This window comes from Rhodococcus sp. JS3073 (genome assembly GCF_026810085.1).
Classification (GTDB): domain Bacteria; phylum Actinomycetota; class Actinomycetes; order Mycobacteriales; family Mycobacteriaceae; genus Rhodococcus_F; species Rhodococcus_F wratislaviensis.
Genome location: NZ_CP113951.1, coordinates 140,717 through 158,080, shown reverse-complemented (window position 1 = coordinate 158,080; position 17,364 = coordinate 140,717). Strand labels below are relative to the sequence as shown.

Annotated in this window: 16 protein-coding genes and 2 pseudogenes; 8 read left to right on the top strand and 10 right to left on the bottom strand. The window is 65.7% G+C overall.

Features of this window, described 5'->3' with window-relative positions; translation table 11 throughout:
* The first annotated feature begins 8 nt into the window (after window positions 1-8).
* Entirely contained in the window at window positions 9-1,352 is a 1,344-nt protein-coding gene (locus OYT95_RS00740) for an SAM-dependent methyltransferase (protein ID WP_268790622.1), read from the top strand.
* 162 nt (window positions 1,353-1,514) lie between these two features.
* Complete coding sequence (locus OYT95_RS00735) at window positions 1,515-2,432, top strand: alpha/beta hydrolase (protein ID WP_268790621.1); 918 nt, start codon at window positions 1,515-1,517, stop codon at window positions 2,430-2,432.
* 97 nt (window positions 2,433-2,529) lie between these two features.
* On the opposite strand, the gene OYT95_RS00730 is transcribed toward OYT95_RS00735, so the two are convergent.
* The 3 genes from OYT95_RS00730 to OYT95_RS00720 all read right to left on the bottom strand — a co-directional run bounded on the left by OYT95_RS00730 (window position 2,530) and on the right by OYT95_RS00720 (window position 4,857).
* Complete coding sequence (locus tag OYT95_RS00730; RefSeq protein WP_174484706.1) at window positions 2,530-3,030, bottom strand: polyketide cyclase; 501 nt, start codon at window positions 3,028-3,030, stop codon at window positions 2,530-2,532.
* 89 nt (window positions 3,031-3,119) lie between these two features.
* A complete protein-coding gene (locus tag OYT95_RS00725; protein ID WP_112302422.1) occupies window positions 3,120-3,797 on the bottom strand; it encodes a class I SAM-dependent methyltransferase in 678 nt (225 codons plus the stop codon).
* Between the two features lie 430 nt (window positions 3,798-4,227).
* The gene (locus OYT95_RS00720; RefSeq protein WP_174484705.1) at window positions 4,228-4,857 is read right to left on the bottom strand and encodes an alpha/beta hydrolase; all 630 of its coding nucleotides are present in this window, start codon (window positions 4,855-4,857) and stop codon (window positions 4,228-4,230) included.
* Between the two features lie 205 nt (window positions 4,858-5,062).
* Here OYT95_RS00720 and OYT95_RS00715 point away from each other — a divergent pair.
* Window positions 5,063-5,152: pseudogene (locus tag OYT95_RS00715) on the top strand (VOC family protein); the annotation flags it as partial.
* Between the two features lie 68 nt (window positions 5,153-5,220).
* Here the strand turns inward: OYT95_RS00715 and OYT95_RS00710 are convergent.
* From OYT95_RS00710 to OYT95_RS00700, 3 genes are all read right to left on the bottom strand, one after another.
* Complete coding sequence (locus OYT95_RS00710; protein WP_268790620.1) at window positions 5,221-7,284, bottom strand: transglycosylase domain-containing protein; 2,064 nt, start codon at window positions 7,282-7,284, stop codon at window positions 5,221-5,223.
* Between the two features lie 180 nt (window positions 7,285-7,464).
* Window positions 7,465-7,890 (bottom strand): hypothetical protein, encoded by a 426-nt coding sequence (locus tag OYT95_RS00705; protein WP_146777814.1) that lies wholly within the window; start codon window positions 7,888-7,890, stop codon window positions 7,465-7,467.
* Between the two features lie 580 nt (window positions 7,891-8,470).
* The gene (locus OYT95_RS00700; RefSeq protein ID WP_409372746.1) at window positions 8,471-9,457 is read right to left on the bottom strand and encodes a GlxA family transcriptional regulator; all 987 of its coding nucleotides are present in this window, start codon (window positions 9,455-9,457) and stop codon (window positions 8,471-8,473) included.
* 124 nt (window positions 9,458-9,581) lie between these two features.
* Here OYT95_RS00700 and OYT95_RS00695 point away from each other — a divergent pair, with 124 nt between their 5' ends.
* Both OYT95_RS00695 and OYT95_RS00690 read left to right on the top strand, forming a co-directional pair.
* Window positions 9,582-10,220, top strand: coding sequence for an HD domain-containing protein (locus OYT95_RS00695; protein ID WP_268790618.1), 639 nt, complete (start codon window positions 9,582-9,584; stop codon window positions 10,218-10,220).
* A gap of 102 nt (window positions 10,221-10,322) precedes the next feature.
* Entirely contained in the window at window positions 10,323-10,760 is a 438-nt protein-coding gene (locus OYT95_RS00690; RefSeq protein WP_268790617.1) for a carboxymuconolactone decarboxylase family protein, read from the top strand.
* A gap of 128 nt (window positions 10,761-10,888) precedes the next feature.
* Here the strand turns inward: OYT95_RS00690 and OYT95_RS00685 are convergent, their stop codons facing one another.
* A complete protein-coding gene (locus tag OYT95_RS00685) occupies window positions 10,889-12,130 on the bottom strand; it encodes an amidohydrolase (protein WP_268790616.1) in 1,242 nt (413 codons plus the stop codon).
* Between the two features lie 35 nt (window positions 12,131-12,165).
* Window positions 12,166-12,957, bottom strand: a complete 792-nt coding sequence (locus OYT95_RS00680; RefSeq protein ID WP_268790615.1) for a hypothetical protein — start codon at window positions 12,955-12,957, stop codon at window positions 12,166-12,168.
* On the opposite strand from OYT95_RS00680, the gene OYT95_RS00675 reads away from it, so the two are divergent.
* The 3 genes and pseudogenes from OYT95_RS00675 (at window position 12,956) to OYT95_RS00660 (ending at window position 15,826) form a co-directional block, all read left to right on the top strand.
* Complete coding sequence (locus tag OYT95_RS00675) at window positions 12,956-14,263, top strand: MFS transporter (protein WP_328286572.1); 1,308 nt, start codon at window positions 12,956-12,958, stop codon at window positions 14,261-14,263. The two genes, OYT95_RS00680 and OYT95_RS00675, sit on opposite strands and share 2 nt — an antisense overlap.
* Window positions 14,264-14,695: 432 nt before the next feature.
* Window positions 14,696-15,577: pseudogene (locus OYT95_RS00665) on the top strand (SDR family NAD(P)-dependent oxidoreductase).
* 15 nt (window positions 15,578-15,592) lie between these two features.
* Window positions 15,593-15,826, top strand: a complete 234-nt coding sequence (locus OYT95_RS00660; RefSeq protein ID WP_442972538.1) for a ferredoxin — start codon at window positions 15,593-15,595, stop codon at window positions 15,824-15,826.
* 112 nt (window positions 15,827-15,938) lie between these two features.
* Here the strand turns inward: OYT95_RS00660 and OYT95_RS00655 are convergent, their stop codons facing one another.
* Window positions 15,939-16,337, bottom strand: coding sequence for a RidA family protein (locus tag OYT95_RS00655; protein WP_268790612.1), 399 nt, complete (start codon window positions 16,335-16,337; stop codon window positions 15,939-15,941).
* A 23-nt stretch (window positions 16,338-16,360) separates the two neighbouring features.
* The gene (gene pip / locus OYT95_RS00650; RefSeq protein ID WP_268790611.1) at window positions 16,361-17,362 is read right to left on the bottom strand and encodes a prolyl aminopeptidase; all 1,002 of its coding nucleotides are present in this window, start codon (window positions 17,360-17,362) and stop codon (window positions 16,361-16,363) included.
* Between the last annotated feature and the right edge of the window lie 2 nt (window positions 17,363-17,364).

The following is a 17,364-nucleotide window of genomic DNA, read 5'->3' as shown; positions in this document are numbered from 1 at the left end:
AGGTGTGTATGACGGTCTCTGACACGGTGGCGCCGCTGGTTCGTGCCGTGCTGGGTGCGCAGGTCCCGGTAGGGATCAGGTGTTGGGACGGTAGTCGCAGTGGGCCCTCGGATGCGCCGTGGCGGGTGCACATCGTCAATCGGCGTGGTCTTCGGCGGTTACTGTGGGCGCCCAACGACCTCGGTTTCGCTCGGGCCTACGTCTCCGGCGATATCGACATCGAGGGCGACCTGCTTGCTGGACTGGATGTGTTGGAGCAGGTGTCGGACCCGAGTAGGGGTCCCGGTGTACGGATAGACAGACAAACGAAGAAGGCGCTGGTGACAGCGGCGCTGCGTCTGGGGATCATCGGTCTGCCACCGAAGCCGCCGGCGGAGGAGATGAAACTCGCGCGCGGGCACCGGCATGACAAGGGTCGTGACGCCGCCGCGATCAGTCACCACTACGACGTCGGCAACGACTTCTACCGGCTCGTGCTCGGTGAGTCGATGACCTACTCATGCGCGTACTGGGTGCAGCAGAGCGAGGATCTGGATGCGGCCCAGTACGCCAAATGCGATCTGGTTGCGCGCAAGCTCGGCCTGACCGCGGGGATGCGGGTACTCGACGTCGGCTGCGGGTGGGGGACCTTCGCGTTGCATGCGGCCCGGGAGTACGGCGTGCACGTCGTCGGTGTCACCCTGTCCCACGAGCAGGCGAAGTACGCCGGCAAACGGATGGTCGACGCGGGCGTGGGGGACTTGGTGCAGATCCGGGTTCAGGACTACCGCGACGTCGCCGACGGTCCCTACGATGCGATTTCGAGCATCGGCATGGCCGAGCACGTCGGTGCCGCGATGCTGTCGACCTACGCCGCGGACCTGTTCGCGTTGCTACGCCCGCGGGGGCGGTTGCTCAACCACGCGATCTCGCGGCGACCAGGCAAATCCGATGCCACGTTCTCCAAGACGTCCTTCATCGATCGCTATGTTTTCCCCGACGGAGAAATCGAACCGATCGCGCCGATGATCGAGGCGCTCGAAGGGGCCGGTTTCGAGGTGCGCGACGTCGAGTCGCTGCGCGAGCACTACGCGTTGACTCTGCGGGCCTGGGTGGGGAACCTCGAGGCGAACTGGGACGAGGCGGTGGCGTACAGCAGCGCCGGACGGGCACGGGTATGGCGGCTGTACATGGCCGGCGCGGCGTTGGCTTTTGCGGGTAATCGACTCGGGATCAACCAGGTTCTGGCAGTCAAATCCTCCGAACGGGGTCACAGCGGCATGCCCGGTACCCGTGACGAACTCTTGCAGCCATCCGCACAGATACCATCTCGACCGGGTCGCGAACAGGGAAAACCGTTGGGAAGTGGTTAATGTGACCGGCGGCAGCTCTGCTGCTGAGCGGTGGTCCGGTGTAAAGGCATAGCGCCGTTCTGCGCGTGCCGAGGGACCGCGTAAAACCCAGGCGGGTTGAACGGTGCCGAGCGCGGCGCGGCAATAGGGTCGTGATGAGATCCCCGAGTGAGAGGAGGGCGCGTGCGGTTCGCGCTGGACGATTTATTGGCTGACGTGCCTGCGGACCAGGTCGATGAAGCTCGGAGTTTCTACAACTCGCGGGCAGCTGGCCGTGGCCCCAGCACTCCCGAGGAGTTGAGGGAAACGCGGGCGAGGCGGTCCGCTCCTTCTCCCGCCGATCCACCGGCGATTGAAAAGATGGTCGAAGCCGCGGGAGTGCGTGTCCCGGTGAGGATTTTCACTCCCACAGAGGGCCGACCGCGGGGCGTCTACCTGGACATACACGGGGGCGGCTTCTACATGGACTCCGCAGCGCGAGACGACGGGCGTAACCGCAGGCTCGCAGACACTCTCCATATCGCCGTCGTCAGCGTCGACTACCGGCTGGCACCCGAGCACCCGTGGCCGGCCGCACCCGACGACTGCGAAGCGGCGGCGCTCTGGCTCGTCGAACACGCTGATGACCACTTCGGATCATCTCGACTGGCGATCGGGGGGCGATCGGCGGGGGCGACACTCGCGCTGGCAACCCTGCTCCGACTGAGGGACAGCGGCGACGTCGACGGGTTCACCGGCGCCGCACTCCAATTCGGCACCTATGACTTGAGCGCGCAGACTCCGGCCGGACGTCGGATCGCAGACGAATATTTTCTCCAGGCCTACGTCGGCCACGTGGAAGATCGCACCGCTCCCGACATTTCTCCCATCTACGGTGACCTCCACGGCCTTCCCCCGGCGCTGCTGGTCGTCGGGAGCACAGACGTGCTGTTGGAAGACAACCTCGCGATGGCAGGTCGGCTCTCCGCCGTCGGCAATGACGGCGAACTCCGGATCTATCCCGAGTCGCCCCACGGGTTCACGGGCCACCCCACGGCAATGGCCAGGACGGCGCTCAGCGGCATCGATTCATGGCTGCTCGAGCGGTTCGCCCAACCGTAGGATCACTCGATGGCGATCAAGGTTGGGGCGCTGTCCTCCACGCCGGAAACCGGCGTGCATTTTCTCGCTCTCCGCGTCGGGGCCGACCGGCAGATGCCTAGCCGTCGGGAGTCCGAGCCCGAGACGTCGCTGTGGCAATCTCGGCCAGGTGGTGCAGCGAGTTGGTGAGATGCTCAGGACCGAACGGCGGGAACTGGAGGTATTCCCGGATGAACTGCGGCACCGCCGACCAGTCGTAGGTGAGCGTGACCTCGGTCTCGGACGGACCAAGCGGCACCAGGTCGTAACGCCAGATCCAGCCGCCGAACTCCAGGTGACCGTCGTCCTTCTCCTGCCCGGTCAGCCAGCCGATGGCGCGAGGTGGGTCGAGCACCTGGACCTGGTTGGCCACCTGATATTCGCCGTGTGGATGGTTTGGGTGATACATGTCCATCCGGAAGATCTGCCCAACCTCGGTCAGCGGCGACCGGTCGGCGGCTTGCTGCACCCAGCCGGTGCCGTCGATCACAGAATGGGTTGTCGGGTCGGCCAGCACGGCGAACACCCTGGTAGCGGGCACGGCGACAGTCAGGGTGGCGCTCACGTTCTCCCGGTCCATGATGTGCACGCTCCTTCACCGAATCTTCGTGCCTCCCGCAGGAGCGGAAGGGGCATTCATTACATACAGACTGCGCGGCGACGCGGAATTCATCGGTCGTGTGGGCAGCAGTCGGTGGCCCGTCCCGAAGGCCGATCGGCTAGCGGTCTAGTTTGCCGGCGTGCGGTGATTGCGCCGTGAGGCCTGTGGCCGATCCCCGTTCGCGTATGCGTCTCGATCACCTCGAAGCCGGCCGTGACCAATTTCTGGCTGAGTTCGGCAACAGGCCATCGATAGGCAGTGGTTACGGCATGGTCGAATGTCCCTACGGTTGCTGCTTCGAAGAAGCCCACCAATAACCCTCCACCCGGCCGAATCACGCGCGCGAACTCGGCGAGCGGAGTCTGGATGTCCTGCGGACTGTGGTGAATGAGCGAGTACCAGGAAAGCACACCACCCAGTGATTCTGTCGTGGTGTCCAATGCCTCGAAGCCGCCGACTTCGAAGGAAAGGCCTGGATACTCCATTCGAGCTCGTTCAACGAACTCAGGCACCAGATCGATCCCGCTCACGGCTGGTCCGCACTCGGCCAAGAAGTCTGTCCACTGCCCCGGGCCGCACCCAGCGTCGAGCACGGGACCTGTCAGGGTGGCGGCCCAGCTGCTCACCAGGGCCCGATCGGTTGGGTGTGTCGACGTCATGGAGCCAAAGAGATTCGCGTACTCCTGGGATCTGGCCGAGTATGACTCTCGGACGGTGTCGCCTGGTTGGGTGCTCGTATTCGCCATGCCGTCCATGATTGTTCATGGGGTGCCCCGTTGCCGAACCAACGGTGGGATGAATTCTGCCGCCGCGCGTGGATCCTTGAATGCTCTTGTGGGACTTATTGTTTCTCCGGTGAGTAGAGATAGTTGGGCAGATCATTACTGCGGCCCATCAATGCAGGGGGAGACTCGAGGTCTCTGTGCAGCCGAGTTCTGAAAGAGCGTTCTCCCGTTGTGTCGGTGCAGCGAAGGCCGAAACGGACGTGGGTGACGCCCGGACCGCGCTCAGGCCTGCGACCGTCAGCTACGGCTCACTCTCGAAATGGTTACGCGTAGGCATAGTCGAAGACGGAACGAGCGCGACGCATGTCGGCGAAGTAGCGGATCATCGAGCTCGGTGCGGAATGTGCTTTCGCTCCGCGTGATTCGTGGCCGCTGCCCGGAAGGAAGGTCCTCAGTTGGCCAGCCGCTGAAGGATCGCATCCAATGCCGCGTCAGCGTTCTCACCGGCGAAGATGTTCTGTCCGTGGGCGGAACCAGGCAGAAGGATCACCACATTGTCATCGCCCGGTGAGCTGTCGGCGAGTTGCTGCGACACGTTGGCGACGGGCTCGTCCTCGCTCGCGATGAACAGCTTGGGCTCCCCGCCGAGGCCGTCGACAACCCGGTTGGGGGAGAGCAGAACCAGCTGGTCGGAAAGGTCGGGCTGCTGCGAGGCCAGTTGCAAGATCGCATCGGCGCCCGCACTTCCGCCCACCAGCGCAACGTCGGCGTGCCCGTCGTTCTGGAGCTTCGCTACGGCGGCGGCGATCGACTCCGGCGCGATGTCCTCGACTGCGATCACAGTGGCACCCTGGTCGGCGATCGCCGCGGCCTGCCTCTCCCAGCTGGCAGCGTCGAAGACGGCACCGTGGGCCAGAACGACTCCGTACCCGCCATCGCCCCACTGCAGTGCGTCGCCGCCGCCGACCTCGATCTCGGTGCCGTTGGTGTTACCGTCCGTCGATGGTGTGTTGTCCTCGTCGGAGCAGCCCGTGACGACGAGTGCGAGGAGCAGCAAAGGAAGGGCGAGTAAGGCCTTCATGTCTCAAACATACTGCCGAGGAGTCCACCGTTGGCGCGATTGCGGGACGCACACCGGCATACCGGTATACCGGATGAGGGTCGGTGACCGGTCCCTGATTCGGCTACTGGTCGGACGCCGTTGATCACAAATTTCTCGCCCTCCGCGCTTGACCTTCGAGTCGACTCGAAGGCTTACCGTCGTTGCATGAGTATTCAGTGAACTCGTGCTCGGTTGCCGCGACCCTGAGGTGCTGGCGCGGTTCTGGTGCGAGGTCCTCGACTTCGTAGTGCTCGACTGCGAGGAGGACTGTATCGTCGCGATCGTCACAGCAGCTCGTACTTCCGACGGATATGCCTACGGGTGGGCACGCCCGTCGTCCGGTCAGCGGGCGTAGCGCGGGTCGATCGGAGGCAGGGTGGTGGGGCCGAAGTTGTTCGCGATCGGCATCATCGCCGTGAACCAGGTGCGGGCCGGCTCGGTGCCGCCGAACAGGTTGCCGTCCCCACACGAGCGCAGCGGGCTGGTGCAGATCTGGCCGGGGGTCGGCGAGTCCCCGAATACGTAGACGCTGCCGGCCAGGTTGTTGGTGTACCCGATGAATGCCGACGACATGTGCGATTCGGTGGTCCCGGTCTTGCCGGACATCGGCAGCTTCCACCCGGCGGCCGCGGCCGCGGCCGACGCCGTGCCACCGGGCAGGTCGTCCTTGCTGAGCCCGTTGGACAGGGTGTCGGCCAGGCCGGGATCGACGACCTGCTCGCAGGCTTGCTGGGTGAGAGGGACCAGCCGGCCCTCGCGGTCGACGATCGAGTCGATCGGGGTCGGTGGGCACCACTTGCCGTGTGAGGCCAGGGTCGCGGCGACATTCGACAGTTCGAGCGGGTTGATCCACACCGGGCCGAGGGTGAACGACCCCAGATTCTGGTCCTTCTGCATGTCGGCCAGGCTCTGGTCTCCGAACCCGGAGGTGCCCGGTTCGCTGTACGACCGCATGCCGAGACGCACTGCCATGTCCACCGTCGCATCCACCCCGGTGGTCTGGAGAAGTTTCACGAACGCGGTATTCGGTGACTGGGCGAGGGCGTCGGTGACCGACAGTGCTCGCGGATACGGGGCGGCGTTCTGAACGCAGTAGGTCGCCGCCGGGCAACCGGGGGCGCCGCCGTCACCCATCCCGCGGGCGTCGAACCGGCCGGGCACGTCGAGGATCGTATTGAGTCGCAGACCCTTCTCCATGGCCGCTGCGGTGGTGAAGACCTTGAATACCGATCCGGCGCCGTGCCCGGACAGTGAATAGGGCAACTCCTGAACCGTCTCGGCGGCGGCCGCGTCCAGGCCGTAGTTGCGGCTGCCCGCCATGGCCAGGACCCGATGTTGGTCCTGCCCGGGCTGGACGACGTTCATCACACTCGCGATGTCAGGGAGTTTCGGGTCGGCGTGGGTGGACACCGCCGACTTCACCGATCCCTGCACGGCCGGATCGAGGGTGGTGCGGATCAGGTAGCCGCCCTTTTCGATCTGCTCCCGAGACAATCCGGCGGTCTGGAGGTACTGCAACGCGTAGTCGCAGAAGAACCCGCGGTCGCCGGCGGCGATGCATCCGCGGGGCAGGTTGTTCGGTTTCGGAAGCACTCCGAGCGGCGATTCCTTCAGGGCGCGGATCTCGGCGGCCCGGTCCGGAACATTGACGATCAGGGTGTCCAGGACGACATTGCGGCGCTCGAACACCCCCTCTGGGTTGGTGTACGGGTTGAGTGCGGAGCTGGACTGCACCATGCCCGCGAGCATCGCCGACTGCGCGAGGTTCAGGTCCTTGGCGTCGATGCCGAAGTACGTGCGGGCGGCGTCCTGCACCCCGAAGGAACCGTTGCCGAACGGCACCAGGTTCAGATACCGGGTGAGAATTTCCTCTTTGGAGAGTTCCTGATCGAGGGTCATTGCCATCCGGATCTCCCGGATCTTGCGGACGGGCGTGGTCTCGATCGCGGCACGGCGTTCGGCGTCGGTCTTGGCGACCACGTGCAGCAGGTAGTTCTTCACATACTGCTGATTGATGGTCGAGGCACCCTGTTCGATCTGACCCCTGGTGGTGTTGGTGAAGAACGCCCGCATCGTGCCCTGCCAGTCCACCCCCTGATGTTCGCCGAACCGCCTGTCCTCGATGGAGAGAATCGCCAGTTTCATGTCGTTGGAGATCTGGTCGCTGGGCACCTCGAAACGGCGCTGGTCGTACAGCCAGGCGATCGGGTTCCCGGTGACGTCGGTCATGGTCGTCACCGCCGGCACCACCCCGTCGGCCAATTCGGCCGAGGAATTACCGACGCTGTCGGCGGCGCGGTTGGATGCGTACCCGAGTCCGGCGGCGATCGGGAACATCACCCCGGCCAGCATTACCCCCGCGGCCAGGGTGGCGCCGGTGAGTTTGAGAACAGTCTTGGATTGCATTACGGCACCTCATTCGACGGTCCACCGGCAATGAATCAACCGGTGCTGGAACGATTATCGGGCCACGCGGCACGGCCGGGGCGGGAATGACACGCGTGCGGCGCACATTCCGGTGGCGGTCACGAGAGGGTGGGAGAGGTGATGGATCTGACGGTACGGCGGCGGCCGAGGCCTGGCCTGTCACACCCGCAGCACACAGGAGCTTCGTCGCACGGGCATCGGGGACACCGCCGAAGTCGAGGACGGTGCCCGGGCGCGGACCGGCCAGGACGGCAGCCCGCAGTCGGCGCCGCGCACCGGGGTGCGGCGCCGTGCGAGCGCGCTCACCAGCACCGCCAACGCTCCGGCGAACGCGGTCAAGGTCAGCTGCAGATGCACCGGCGGGTCCGTTCCCCGGTAGACCGTGTCGGCGGTGGCGGACGTGGAAGTGTTCGGATCCGCTTCGGCACCGAAGAGAGCCGGGAGCGCCTCGTGTACCGCGCCCGCCGCGTTGGTGTGGCTGGCCTGCAGGGCCGTCAGCACCGCACCGATCGTCGCGAGCACGGTGACGAGAAGCAGCGCCGAGCGCCGCCGCGAAGATTGCCGACCGCCACACACAAGGGTCAAGGTAACACCGATAGCGTGTTCCCTGACCGGTTCCGGGGATAGGGGATCAAGGCGGTGAACCGGTGGGCGATCGGCCACCCGTAGAGGGGACCGATCAGCGACCACGCGAACGGAACTTACTCGACCGGAACATAGGGTCAGACCAGTTGGTCCGCGTCGGGATCGTCTGCGATCTCGGTGCGGCGGACCTGTTGGGCGTGTCCAGTCGACGTGGGTGAGCGTTGGGCGGTGGGTGAGACAGGCGATGATCGACGGCAACCCGTCGGATGGCCCGGTGGCCGCGACCGGGGTGTGCTTCGTTATGGTGGAGTGCGCTCGCTCGGTCCTCACTTCCGTTGCAGGGGTGGTGAAATCGACACCAAACAGCCCCCAACCCACAGAAGGGTTTTGGTGACCCGCGGACCTGCGAGATCAGTGACCACCTGCCGGAGTGGATGTCGGCGCCCCCTGGCGGGAGGGGATCATCGCCCAGGGCCATGAACCGGGAGAACGTCGAGGAAGCCGATCGCGCGTTCACCGAGGAGGACGTATGCCGAGCCGGTCAATTGACCGACGGTGACGAAAAGTCACGTTCCTCGGGCTATCCCGCGTCGGCGCGGTGCGCGGTGCCGAAGCGGCGTTGGTAGACCGTAGGCGACATCGACAGCTCCCGCACGAAGACTCTTCGTAGGCTCTCGTAGCTGGGGAATCCGGCGAGTGATGCTGCCTGCGTCGCGTTGTGTCCCTGGTCGAGGAGGGCCTTTGCCAGGTCGAATCGGACCAGTTCGACGTACCGGGCTGGTGTGGTGGACAGCTCGGTTCGGAAGAGTCGCGTGAGGTGTCGAGGGCTCACATTGAGATGTCGGGCGAGTTCGGCGAGCGAGTGGTTCCCGGCGGGGTCCGCCGTCACAAGATCCACTATTCGGCGGAGGGCTGGAGTGCGCGGCGGTGGGCCCTGGAGTGGGGCCGAGAACTGCGATTGTCCGCCCGCACGCTGCAGGTAGACCACCAGGCGGCGGGCGACGTCGCGGGTCAGGTCGGGGCCGTGGTCGTCCTCGACCAGCGCCAGCGCCAGGTCGATGCCGGCGCTCACGCCCGCGGATGTGTACGTGGTGCCGTCGCGAACATAGATCGAGTCGGGTGAGACGAGGGTCGTGGGGTGCCGGGCGGCGAGTTCGTGTGCGACTTTCCAGTGCGTAGTCGCGCGTTTGCCCTCCAGGAGGCCGGCCGCGCCGAGGATGAACGCTCCCGTGCAGATGGAGCCGATCCGGGCGGCTCGCATCGCGAGGGTGGCGGTGGCCTCGACGAGGTCACCGGCGATGGCGGTGCGCGGGTAGATGTCGCCGCCTGCGACGAGGAAGGTGTCGGGGGCGGGCTCCGATCCCGCGTTGCCGTCGACGGAGATCGTGATGCCGATCGAGGACGCGACGTCGGCACCGGTCGGTGACAACAACACGATCTGGTAGTCGGCGCCGCATCGATTGGCCTCCGCGAACACCTCGGCGGGGCCGGCGACGTCGAGAAGCTTCACCCCGTCGTAGACGAGGATCGCGACCCGATGCGGGTGGGGGCTCGTGTGCACGCTCACCGCCTGTCCGGATTCGGGTGCTTTGTGGCCGGACGGAGGCGGCGCCGGAGGGCCGAGGGAGGGCACCGTGGAGGGACGGACACACCGTCCGTTCTACAACATCGACACCGGAAAGTGCAGGACCATGACCGAGATCATCGCAGGAGTAGAGATTCCCGAGACGCGGGCGGCAGCCGAGGCCTCTCGTTTCATCAGGGAGACGACGAACCCGCTGATCTTTCATCACTCGCGGCGCGTGTTCCTCTTCGGCACGCTCGAGGCCCGCGAACGCGGCCTGCAGCCGGACCCTGAGCTGCTCTACATCTCTGCCCTTTTCCACGACACGGGCCTGCTCACACCCTTCTCGGACGTCGAGCAGCGGTTCGAGCTCGACGGGGCCGATCACGCCCGCAAGTTCCTGCTCGATCGCGGTTTCTCCGACGCCGCCGCGGAGGTGGTCTGGACGGCGATCGCGCTGCACACCACGCCTGGGATTCCCGGCCGGATGGGCGACGAGGTCGCTTCCACGAATTTCGGTGTCCTCACCGATGTGGTCGGGCTGGGTCTGGACGGGCTGGCCCCGGACCAGGTGGAGGAGATCACCGCCGCCCATCCGCGGGGTGACTTCAAGAACGAGTTTCTGCGTGCCTTCGTCGACGGGCTCGGCCATCGCCCGGACACCACCTACGGGACGGTCAACGCCGATGTGCTGGAGCACTTCGTTCCCGGCTTCCGCAGCATCAGCATGGTGGAGCGCATCATGGGGTCGGCGTGGTCTGCGTGACTGGCAGGCACCGTGCGATCTTCAGGCAATTCTCGTTTCAGCACTATCGGCGTGGGCGCCCTGATCCCACGACCATTCGGCAACCTACACAGAAGGACCATTATGACCAGCGTGAATATCGGCAAGCAGCACCCGTGCGTATACCAGAGCCTGATGAAGATGGATGCCGAAGTGAAAGCTGCCCTGGAAGCGGCGGGGGTGGACCCGCTCCTGGTGGAGTTGGTGAAGATCCGCGTCTCCCAGCTCAACGGCTGCGCCTTCTGCCTTCGCCTGCACACCCGTGACGCCCTGGCGAAGGGGGAGACGACGGATCGACTCGCGGTCGTCGCGGCGTGGTGGGAGGCGCAGTACTTCAGCGACCAGGAGCGGGCGGCGCTCGCCCTCGCCGAGCAGGTCACCGCGCTCGCTGTTCCGGAACGGCGGACCTGGGATGACGGCTCCCTCACCGACGCGCAGGTGTCCGCGATCAGCTGGCTCGCGACGGTGATGAACGCCTGGAACCGGGTTGCCGTCACCAGCCACTACCCGGTTGCGCCGTAGAGTTCTCGGCCCTCGGCGCTTTCTCCGAGGGCCGATTTACGGATCGTCGGGGCACCCGCGCTCGGCGCCGTGGTGACAGGGGATCGCGATGCCGAGGGAGAAGAGGTCCGTCAGTGAAACGTAGGCACTCACGCCCAGGTCGCGATCCGGGTGGACCCCTTCGGCCGTTCCGCCTGCAGACGCAGCAGTTCACCGCGGACCTCGGCGTCCAGCGCGATGTCGAGGACCGTCCACGCCAGGGCCGTCGCACCGTCCAGGACCGCGGCGTCGGCGGCGGGACTTGCTGCGGCGTCGGCGAAGTCGGAGTTGTGTGGAATGGCGGTGCTTCCGAGCACGGCGACCGTGGGATGGATCGACGGCACGACCTGGGACACGTTCCCCATGTCGCTGGACCCTCCGCCCAGTGAGGCGGACGTCAGTTCGCGACCGGTGGCCTGCAGGTTCCGGTCCCAGATGTCCGCGAGCAGCGGGTTCTGGATCATCGGTGCGTACGGCGGTTCCGTCGTCGTGTACGTCCACTCGCATCCCGTGGCGAGGGCTCCCGCTTCGAAGCAGGCGAGCACACGGGTCTTCACTTCGCGCCACTCCTCGATTTCCGGCGCCCGCACCTCGACCTGTACGACGGTCCTGGCCGGGATGATGTTGGTGACCTCACCGCCGTGCGAGACGAACGCGTTGACGCGTGTTTTCGCCCGGAACTGCTGGCGGACCAGCCCGATGGCGTTCAGCGCGATCGTCGCGGCGGCACCGGCGTTGATTCCGTGCTCGGGTGCGCCGGCGGCGTGCGCGGCGCGACCGGTGAACGTGACCTCGAACCGGTCGACCGCCTGCATCCACAGTGAGGCACAAGGCATGTCCGTTCCCGACGCGCCATGCACCATCAGGGACAACGCCGCGTCGTCCCACGCCCCTGCCTCGAGCATGGGAATCTTGCCGCCGCCGTGCTCCTCGGCGGGGGTGCCCTGCAGTTTGACCCGGAGACCGGCCTCGTCGGCGACCGCCGCGAGAGCGAGGGCGGCGCCGACCCCGGCGGCCGCGATCATGTTGTGCCCGCACGCGTGCCCGACCTCGGGCAGCGCGTCGTACTCGGCGCAGATCGCGACGGTGAGGTCGCCGCTCCCGTAGATCGCCTCGACGGCCGTGTCGAGTCCGTAGACGCCGACGGTCGTGTCGAAGCCTGCTCTTCGGAGGGCGTCCCCGACGAGCGCGGCGGCCTGATGCTCCTCGAACGCGATCTCGGGTGTGCCGTGAATGCGATGGCTCAGTCCGAGCAGTTCGTCCTCGTGGTTCCGGAGCACTTGTGCCGCCGTGTCCTTCAGCGCTCCCGTGCGCGAGTCGGTGGTGTCGCCTGCGGAGGTGGCGAGAGTCATGTGCGGGTTCCTTCCTCGGGGTGGGTGACAGAAGATCACTGCGCGGCGACGGCGTCGCGAAGAGGCGGGGCGACGACCCCGTCGGGAAGTGGTGAATCGTAAGGGGTCTCGGAGGTGCGCGCCGTGAACTCCTTGCGCGCCGAGGCCAGCAACTCGGTGTCCGTGAGGAGGTCCGCGGCGGTCGTGGCCATGATCTTGGCGGCATGGATCATTCCCTTGTGCGCGGCGGGAAGCTTGCCCTGGGCGACCATCTGCCACGAGTGGGCGGCCGTGCCGGCGCTGACGCACGCCGTGGCACACTGCACGAGCGGTGTCACCCAGCTGACGTCGCCGAGGTCGCTGGATCCGGTCATCGTCGGCCGCGGAGTGCGTGCGTCGAACGTGACGATCCCCGTGTGCAGCGCGCTTCCGTCGCCCTCGAATTCACCGCCGAGAGTGCTCGCCGCGCGTCCCGTTACGGCCCCGGTGACGAACGCTGCCGCGGACTCGAGGTCGGTGTCGTCGAAAGGGACCGGCCCGAGGGCGCGGAGCCGCTCCTGCATCGAATCCTCGAGGACCGTGTTGGGCAGGATGTCCGAGCATCCGCCGTCGATCTCGATCTCGATCTCGACCGCGGTCTCGGTCATCAGGGCGGCGCCCTCGGCGATCTTCGTCACGCGGGCGAACAGCTCGCGCATGCCGGCCACGTCGGGCGACCGCACCAGGTAGTAGGCCTCGGCGGTGGCCTGGACGACATTGGGTGAGCGACCGCCGGTGTCGAGGATCGCGTAGTGAATCCGGCAATCCGACGGCATGTGCTCACGCAGGAAATTCGTGCCCACGTTCATGCCCCGATCCGTGGTCCTCACCTGCTTGGCCATCACGATCCTCGATGGTGTCGACCTCATCATGTTCGGCGCAGTTCTGCCAACGTTGTTGGAGATCAAACAGTGGGGAATCAACACCGCGACAGCGGGATTGATCGGAAGTCTGTCACTGTTCGGCATGATGGCGGGTGCCATGCCGGCCGGCTACATCACCGACCTCATCGGCCGGCGACCCGTCGCACTCGCCTGCATAGTGAGCTTCAGCCTGTTCACCGGGTTGTGCGCTATTGCGCCGAACGTTGAGGTCTTCGGTCTCTTCCGGCTGCTTGCCGGACTCGGTTTCGGCGGAGCTCTCCCCACCCTCATTGCGCTCACCCAGGAATACGTCAAGGTCGACCGACGACAGTTCTACAACGGGGTCATTCAGACCGGCTTCCCGATCGGCGGGTGTCTGGTCGCCGTTGCTGCCATCTTCATGATTCCCGCTTTCGGATGGAAATCGATGTTCGCCGCGGGTGGCCTGCTCGGCCTCGTGTTGTTTGTGACTGCCTATCGGAATCTGCCCGAATCGATCGCATTCCTGACCGGCAAGGGTCGGCACGATGAGGCACGCACGCTGGCGCAGCGTTACTCGATCGATGCCGCCGCCGAGTCGGGAATTGCCCTCGAGCAGTCGAGAGGCGCCACTACCGAAGCGAAGTCGGGAGTGAGGCTCCTCTTCGCGCCCGGTTATCGGATCGCGACGATCATGTTCCCGCTCGTCACCTTCTTCGGCCTCCTCGTCTCCTACGGGATGAACACTTGGATTCCGCAGATGCTGAGGGCTTCCGGCTACGACCTCGGATCCGCGTTGGTGTTCCTACTCGCATTCAACCTCGGCAGCGGGTTCGGCATGGTAGTCATCACGGGTCTGGCGGATCGGCTGGGATCGCGCACGGTGATTTCAGTGAGCTTCATCGGTGGTGCACTCGCAGTCTCCGCGCTGACCCTGCAGCCGGCGCAGGCGCTCGTATTCGGATTGGTTCTGCTGATCGGTTTCTGCGCCTCGTCCACGACCGGTGTCTACGGATTCGTCGGCGTCTACTACCCGGCAGCGGCGCGCGGGACGGCGCTCGGGCTGGCGGTCGGGCTTGGGCGGTTGGGCGGCGTTTGCGGGCCCATTCTCACCGGCCTGATCATGAGTTCAGCTCTGGGATCGAGCTGGGCCTACTACTCATTCGCGGTGGCCGGAGTGGCTGCGGCAGTGCTGGTGTCGTTGGTACCCCGAACGAATCGAGTCGTGGACGTAACGCCTGCGACCGTCGAGAAGACCGCAGAACTCACCTGAGTCCGGCTCTTCCCGACCGCAGTGAAGTGAGGTGCGACCTCGTGTGCGAGAACGGCACGGCTGCCGGTGGGAGCGGTGAACCCGCTGCGGTGCACGGTGTGGCGAGTGGTGACATGGAAAGGCCGACTGATATGAGAACGAAAACGAGACTGACATGCCCGTGTGGAACTGCGATCACCGGCACGGACGTAGACGATCTGGTGGCGAAGACTCAGATGCACCTGACCGAGTCGCATCCGGGAATGGACTACTCGCGCGACGAGATCCTTTTCATCGCGTACTAGATGAGAACGAGGGGAGAACTCCGAGGGCAACACTGATTGACGTTCCAATTCACCAATATGTGACCGCGGTCCGACGACAGCGCGGGCTCGAGAGTTTCTGTCGTCCAATATCTTCCGAGCTGTTGAATTTTCGAACTGAGGAGTGTCTATGAAACTCGAAGGTAAGGTCGCGCTGATCACCGGTGCCGGGTCTGGGCTGGGGCGTGAGGCGTCACTGTTGTTCGCGTCGGAGGGCGCGAAGATCGCGGTGGTCGACATCGATCCGGAGCGTGCGAAGGGCACAGTCGAGTTGGTCGAGAAGCAGGGTGGTTCGGCAGTCGCGGTCACCGCGGATGTTCGGGTGGAGCGGCAGGTGATCGACGCGGTGGCGGCGACAGTGGCGGCATTCGGCAAGCTCGATATCGCATGGGCTAATGCGGGGATCGTCTCTCGTGGTGGTGTGCCGTCAGTGGCCGGTGGTGAGCAGGTCGAGTTCCAAGATCTGACGGATGCGGACTGGCAGGATGTGATCGGTGTGAACCTGTCGGGTGTGTTCTACACCGCGAAGGCTGCGGTGCCGGCGCTGCGGGCGAATGGGGGTGGTGCCATCCTGGCGACATCGTCGGCTGCGTCGTTCGTCGCGTAACACAGCATCGCGGCGTACTCGGCTACGAAGGCCGGTGTGAACGGAATGGTCCGGGGTTTGAGTCTGGATCTCGGCAAGTATGGGATCCGCGTCAATGCGATTGCCCCGACACACGGAATGTCGCCGAACTTCCTGGCGCCGGCGGGTGCGCCGGTGGTGGGTCGGTCCTACGAGGAAGTGGCTGGTCCCTGGGATCCTGAGGTGTCACCGATTCCGCTGAAGCTGAATCGTCCACCCTCATTGACGGATAACGCACGGGCTGCATTGTTCCTGGTGTCGGATGAATCGGCGTATATCTCCGGTGTGACGTTGCCGACGACCGACGGCGGCACGTTGTCTCGTGTGGCGATGATGTTCCCGGAGGATGGGAACGATCCTCCGCCGATGGTCACAGGCGAAGAGTGACGGTCATGACTGTCCGTGACCCGGAACCGAACCACCGGGACGTGTCGCCTCGTCGTGGATCGATCGGTGTGTGCGGGACACGGCCACTGTTACGGCCGTTCCCCTGGGGTCATCGACTGTGATGATGCCGGGTATCCGGTGATCCTCCCGGAGTCACTGGAGCTGGACGAGCACGTCGGGGCGGCCGAGGAGGCCGAGGAGGCCGTCATGGTGTGCCCCGAACGAGCCCTGGTACTCGAAGCGCTCTAGATCTGGGAGTCGCCCCGGTGGCTGCTGACGTGTCGATGGTCGCGGAACAACTGGTTGATGTGCGGGGAGGCGGACAGGTGTACGTGGGTGAGGTGCCGCCTCCCCGTGTCGGTCAGTCGCCGATGACGGCGTCGGCCTCGATCTCGATGAGCAGGCCGGGGGCGATCAGCGCGCTGACCTCGAGGATCGTGGTGGCGGGACGAATCTCGCCGAAGACCTCGCCGTGCGCGATGCCGGCCTCTTCCCACCGGCTCATGTCGGTGAGATACATGCGGGTGCGGATCACATCGGTCGCGCTCGCGCCGGCCTCCGTGAGTGCTGCCTCGATCCGGCGCAGCGCCTCCCGGGTCTGTTCACCTAGATCGTTTCCACCGACGGGGCCGTCGGGACCCGACGCCGTGGTGCCCGACACGGACACGAGCTGACCGATGCGCACGGCACGGGAATAGCCGATCTTGGCCTCCCACTCGGAACCGGACGAGATGTTGTTTCTGTTCGACATGAGCGACATTGTCGCAAGCCCCGATCTGACGCTCACCAGTGCGGTCGAGGGAGTTCCCGTTCCGGCTCCGCGAACCGTGCCGTCGCGGACGTCATACGCTCGGCGATCCCCGGATGACCGGCAGCATGTCCGGCGCCGTCGACGACGTCGAGTGTTGCAGCGGGCCAGGCCTGCGCGAGTGTCCAGGCGATGTCCGGGGGTCCGCTCAGGTCGAGACGCCCGTGGACGAGCGCGCCGGGAATCTCCGCGATTCGGTGCATGCGGTCGAGGATCTCGCTGTCGCCTCGCCACGCCGTGTGCCGCCAGTAATGGGTGACGAGGCGTGCGAAGCAGGCCCGGAACCGGGGATCCTCGTACCGCGGATTGGTGCGGTGGTCGGCGGTGACGTGGACATGCCGGTCTTCCCACTCGCACCACTTCCGTGCTGCCTCGTATCGCACGGAGGGATCGGGATGCTCGAGGAGGTCGCTGTACGCCTCGGCGAGGCTGCCTGCTTGCTGCGCGACCGGAACTCCGTCCCGGAATCGGGCCCACTCCGCGGGGAAGAACCGTCCCACATCGCGCGTGACCCATTCGACTTCGCGAGCGGTGGTGGTCACGACCAGACCGAGTACCAGTTCGGACACACGGCCTGGATGCGCCTGGGCGTAGGCCAGACCGAGAGTCGAACCCCACGACCAGCCGAGGACGAGCCATCGATCGATGCCGAGTTCCGCACGCAGGCGTTCGATGTCCGAGACGAGGTGGTCGGTGGTGTTGGTGGAGAGGTCGACGCGCGGATCGCTCGCGTGAGGAGTGCTTCGGCCGCAGCCGCGTTGATCGAAGAGGATGACGCGGTACAGCTCGGGATCGAAGTACCGCCGCATTCCCGGAGTGCACCCGGAGCCGGGGCCGCCGTGCAGCACCACTGCGGGTTTGCCGACGGGATTTCCGCACTGTTCCCAGTGGATGAGGTGTCCGTCGCCGACGTCGATCCTGCCGTCAGCGTGTGGTTCGGTCGCGGGATAGAGGCCGTTGGCGTCCCTGGCGGTCACAC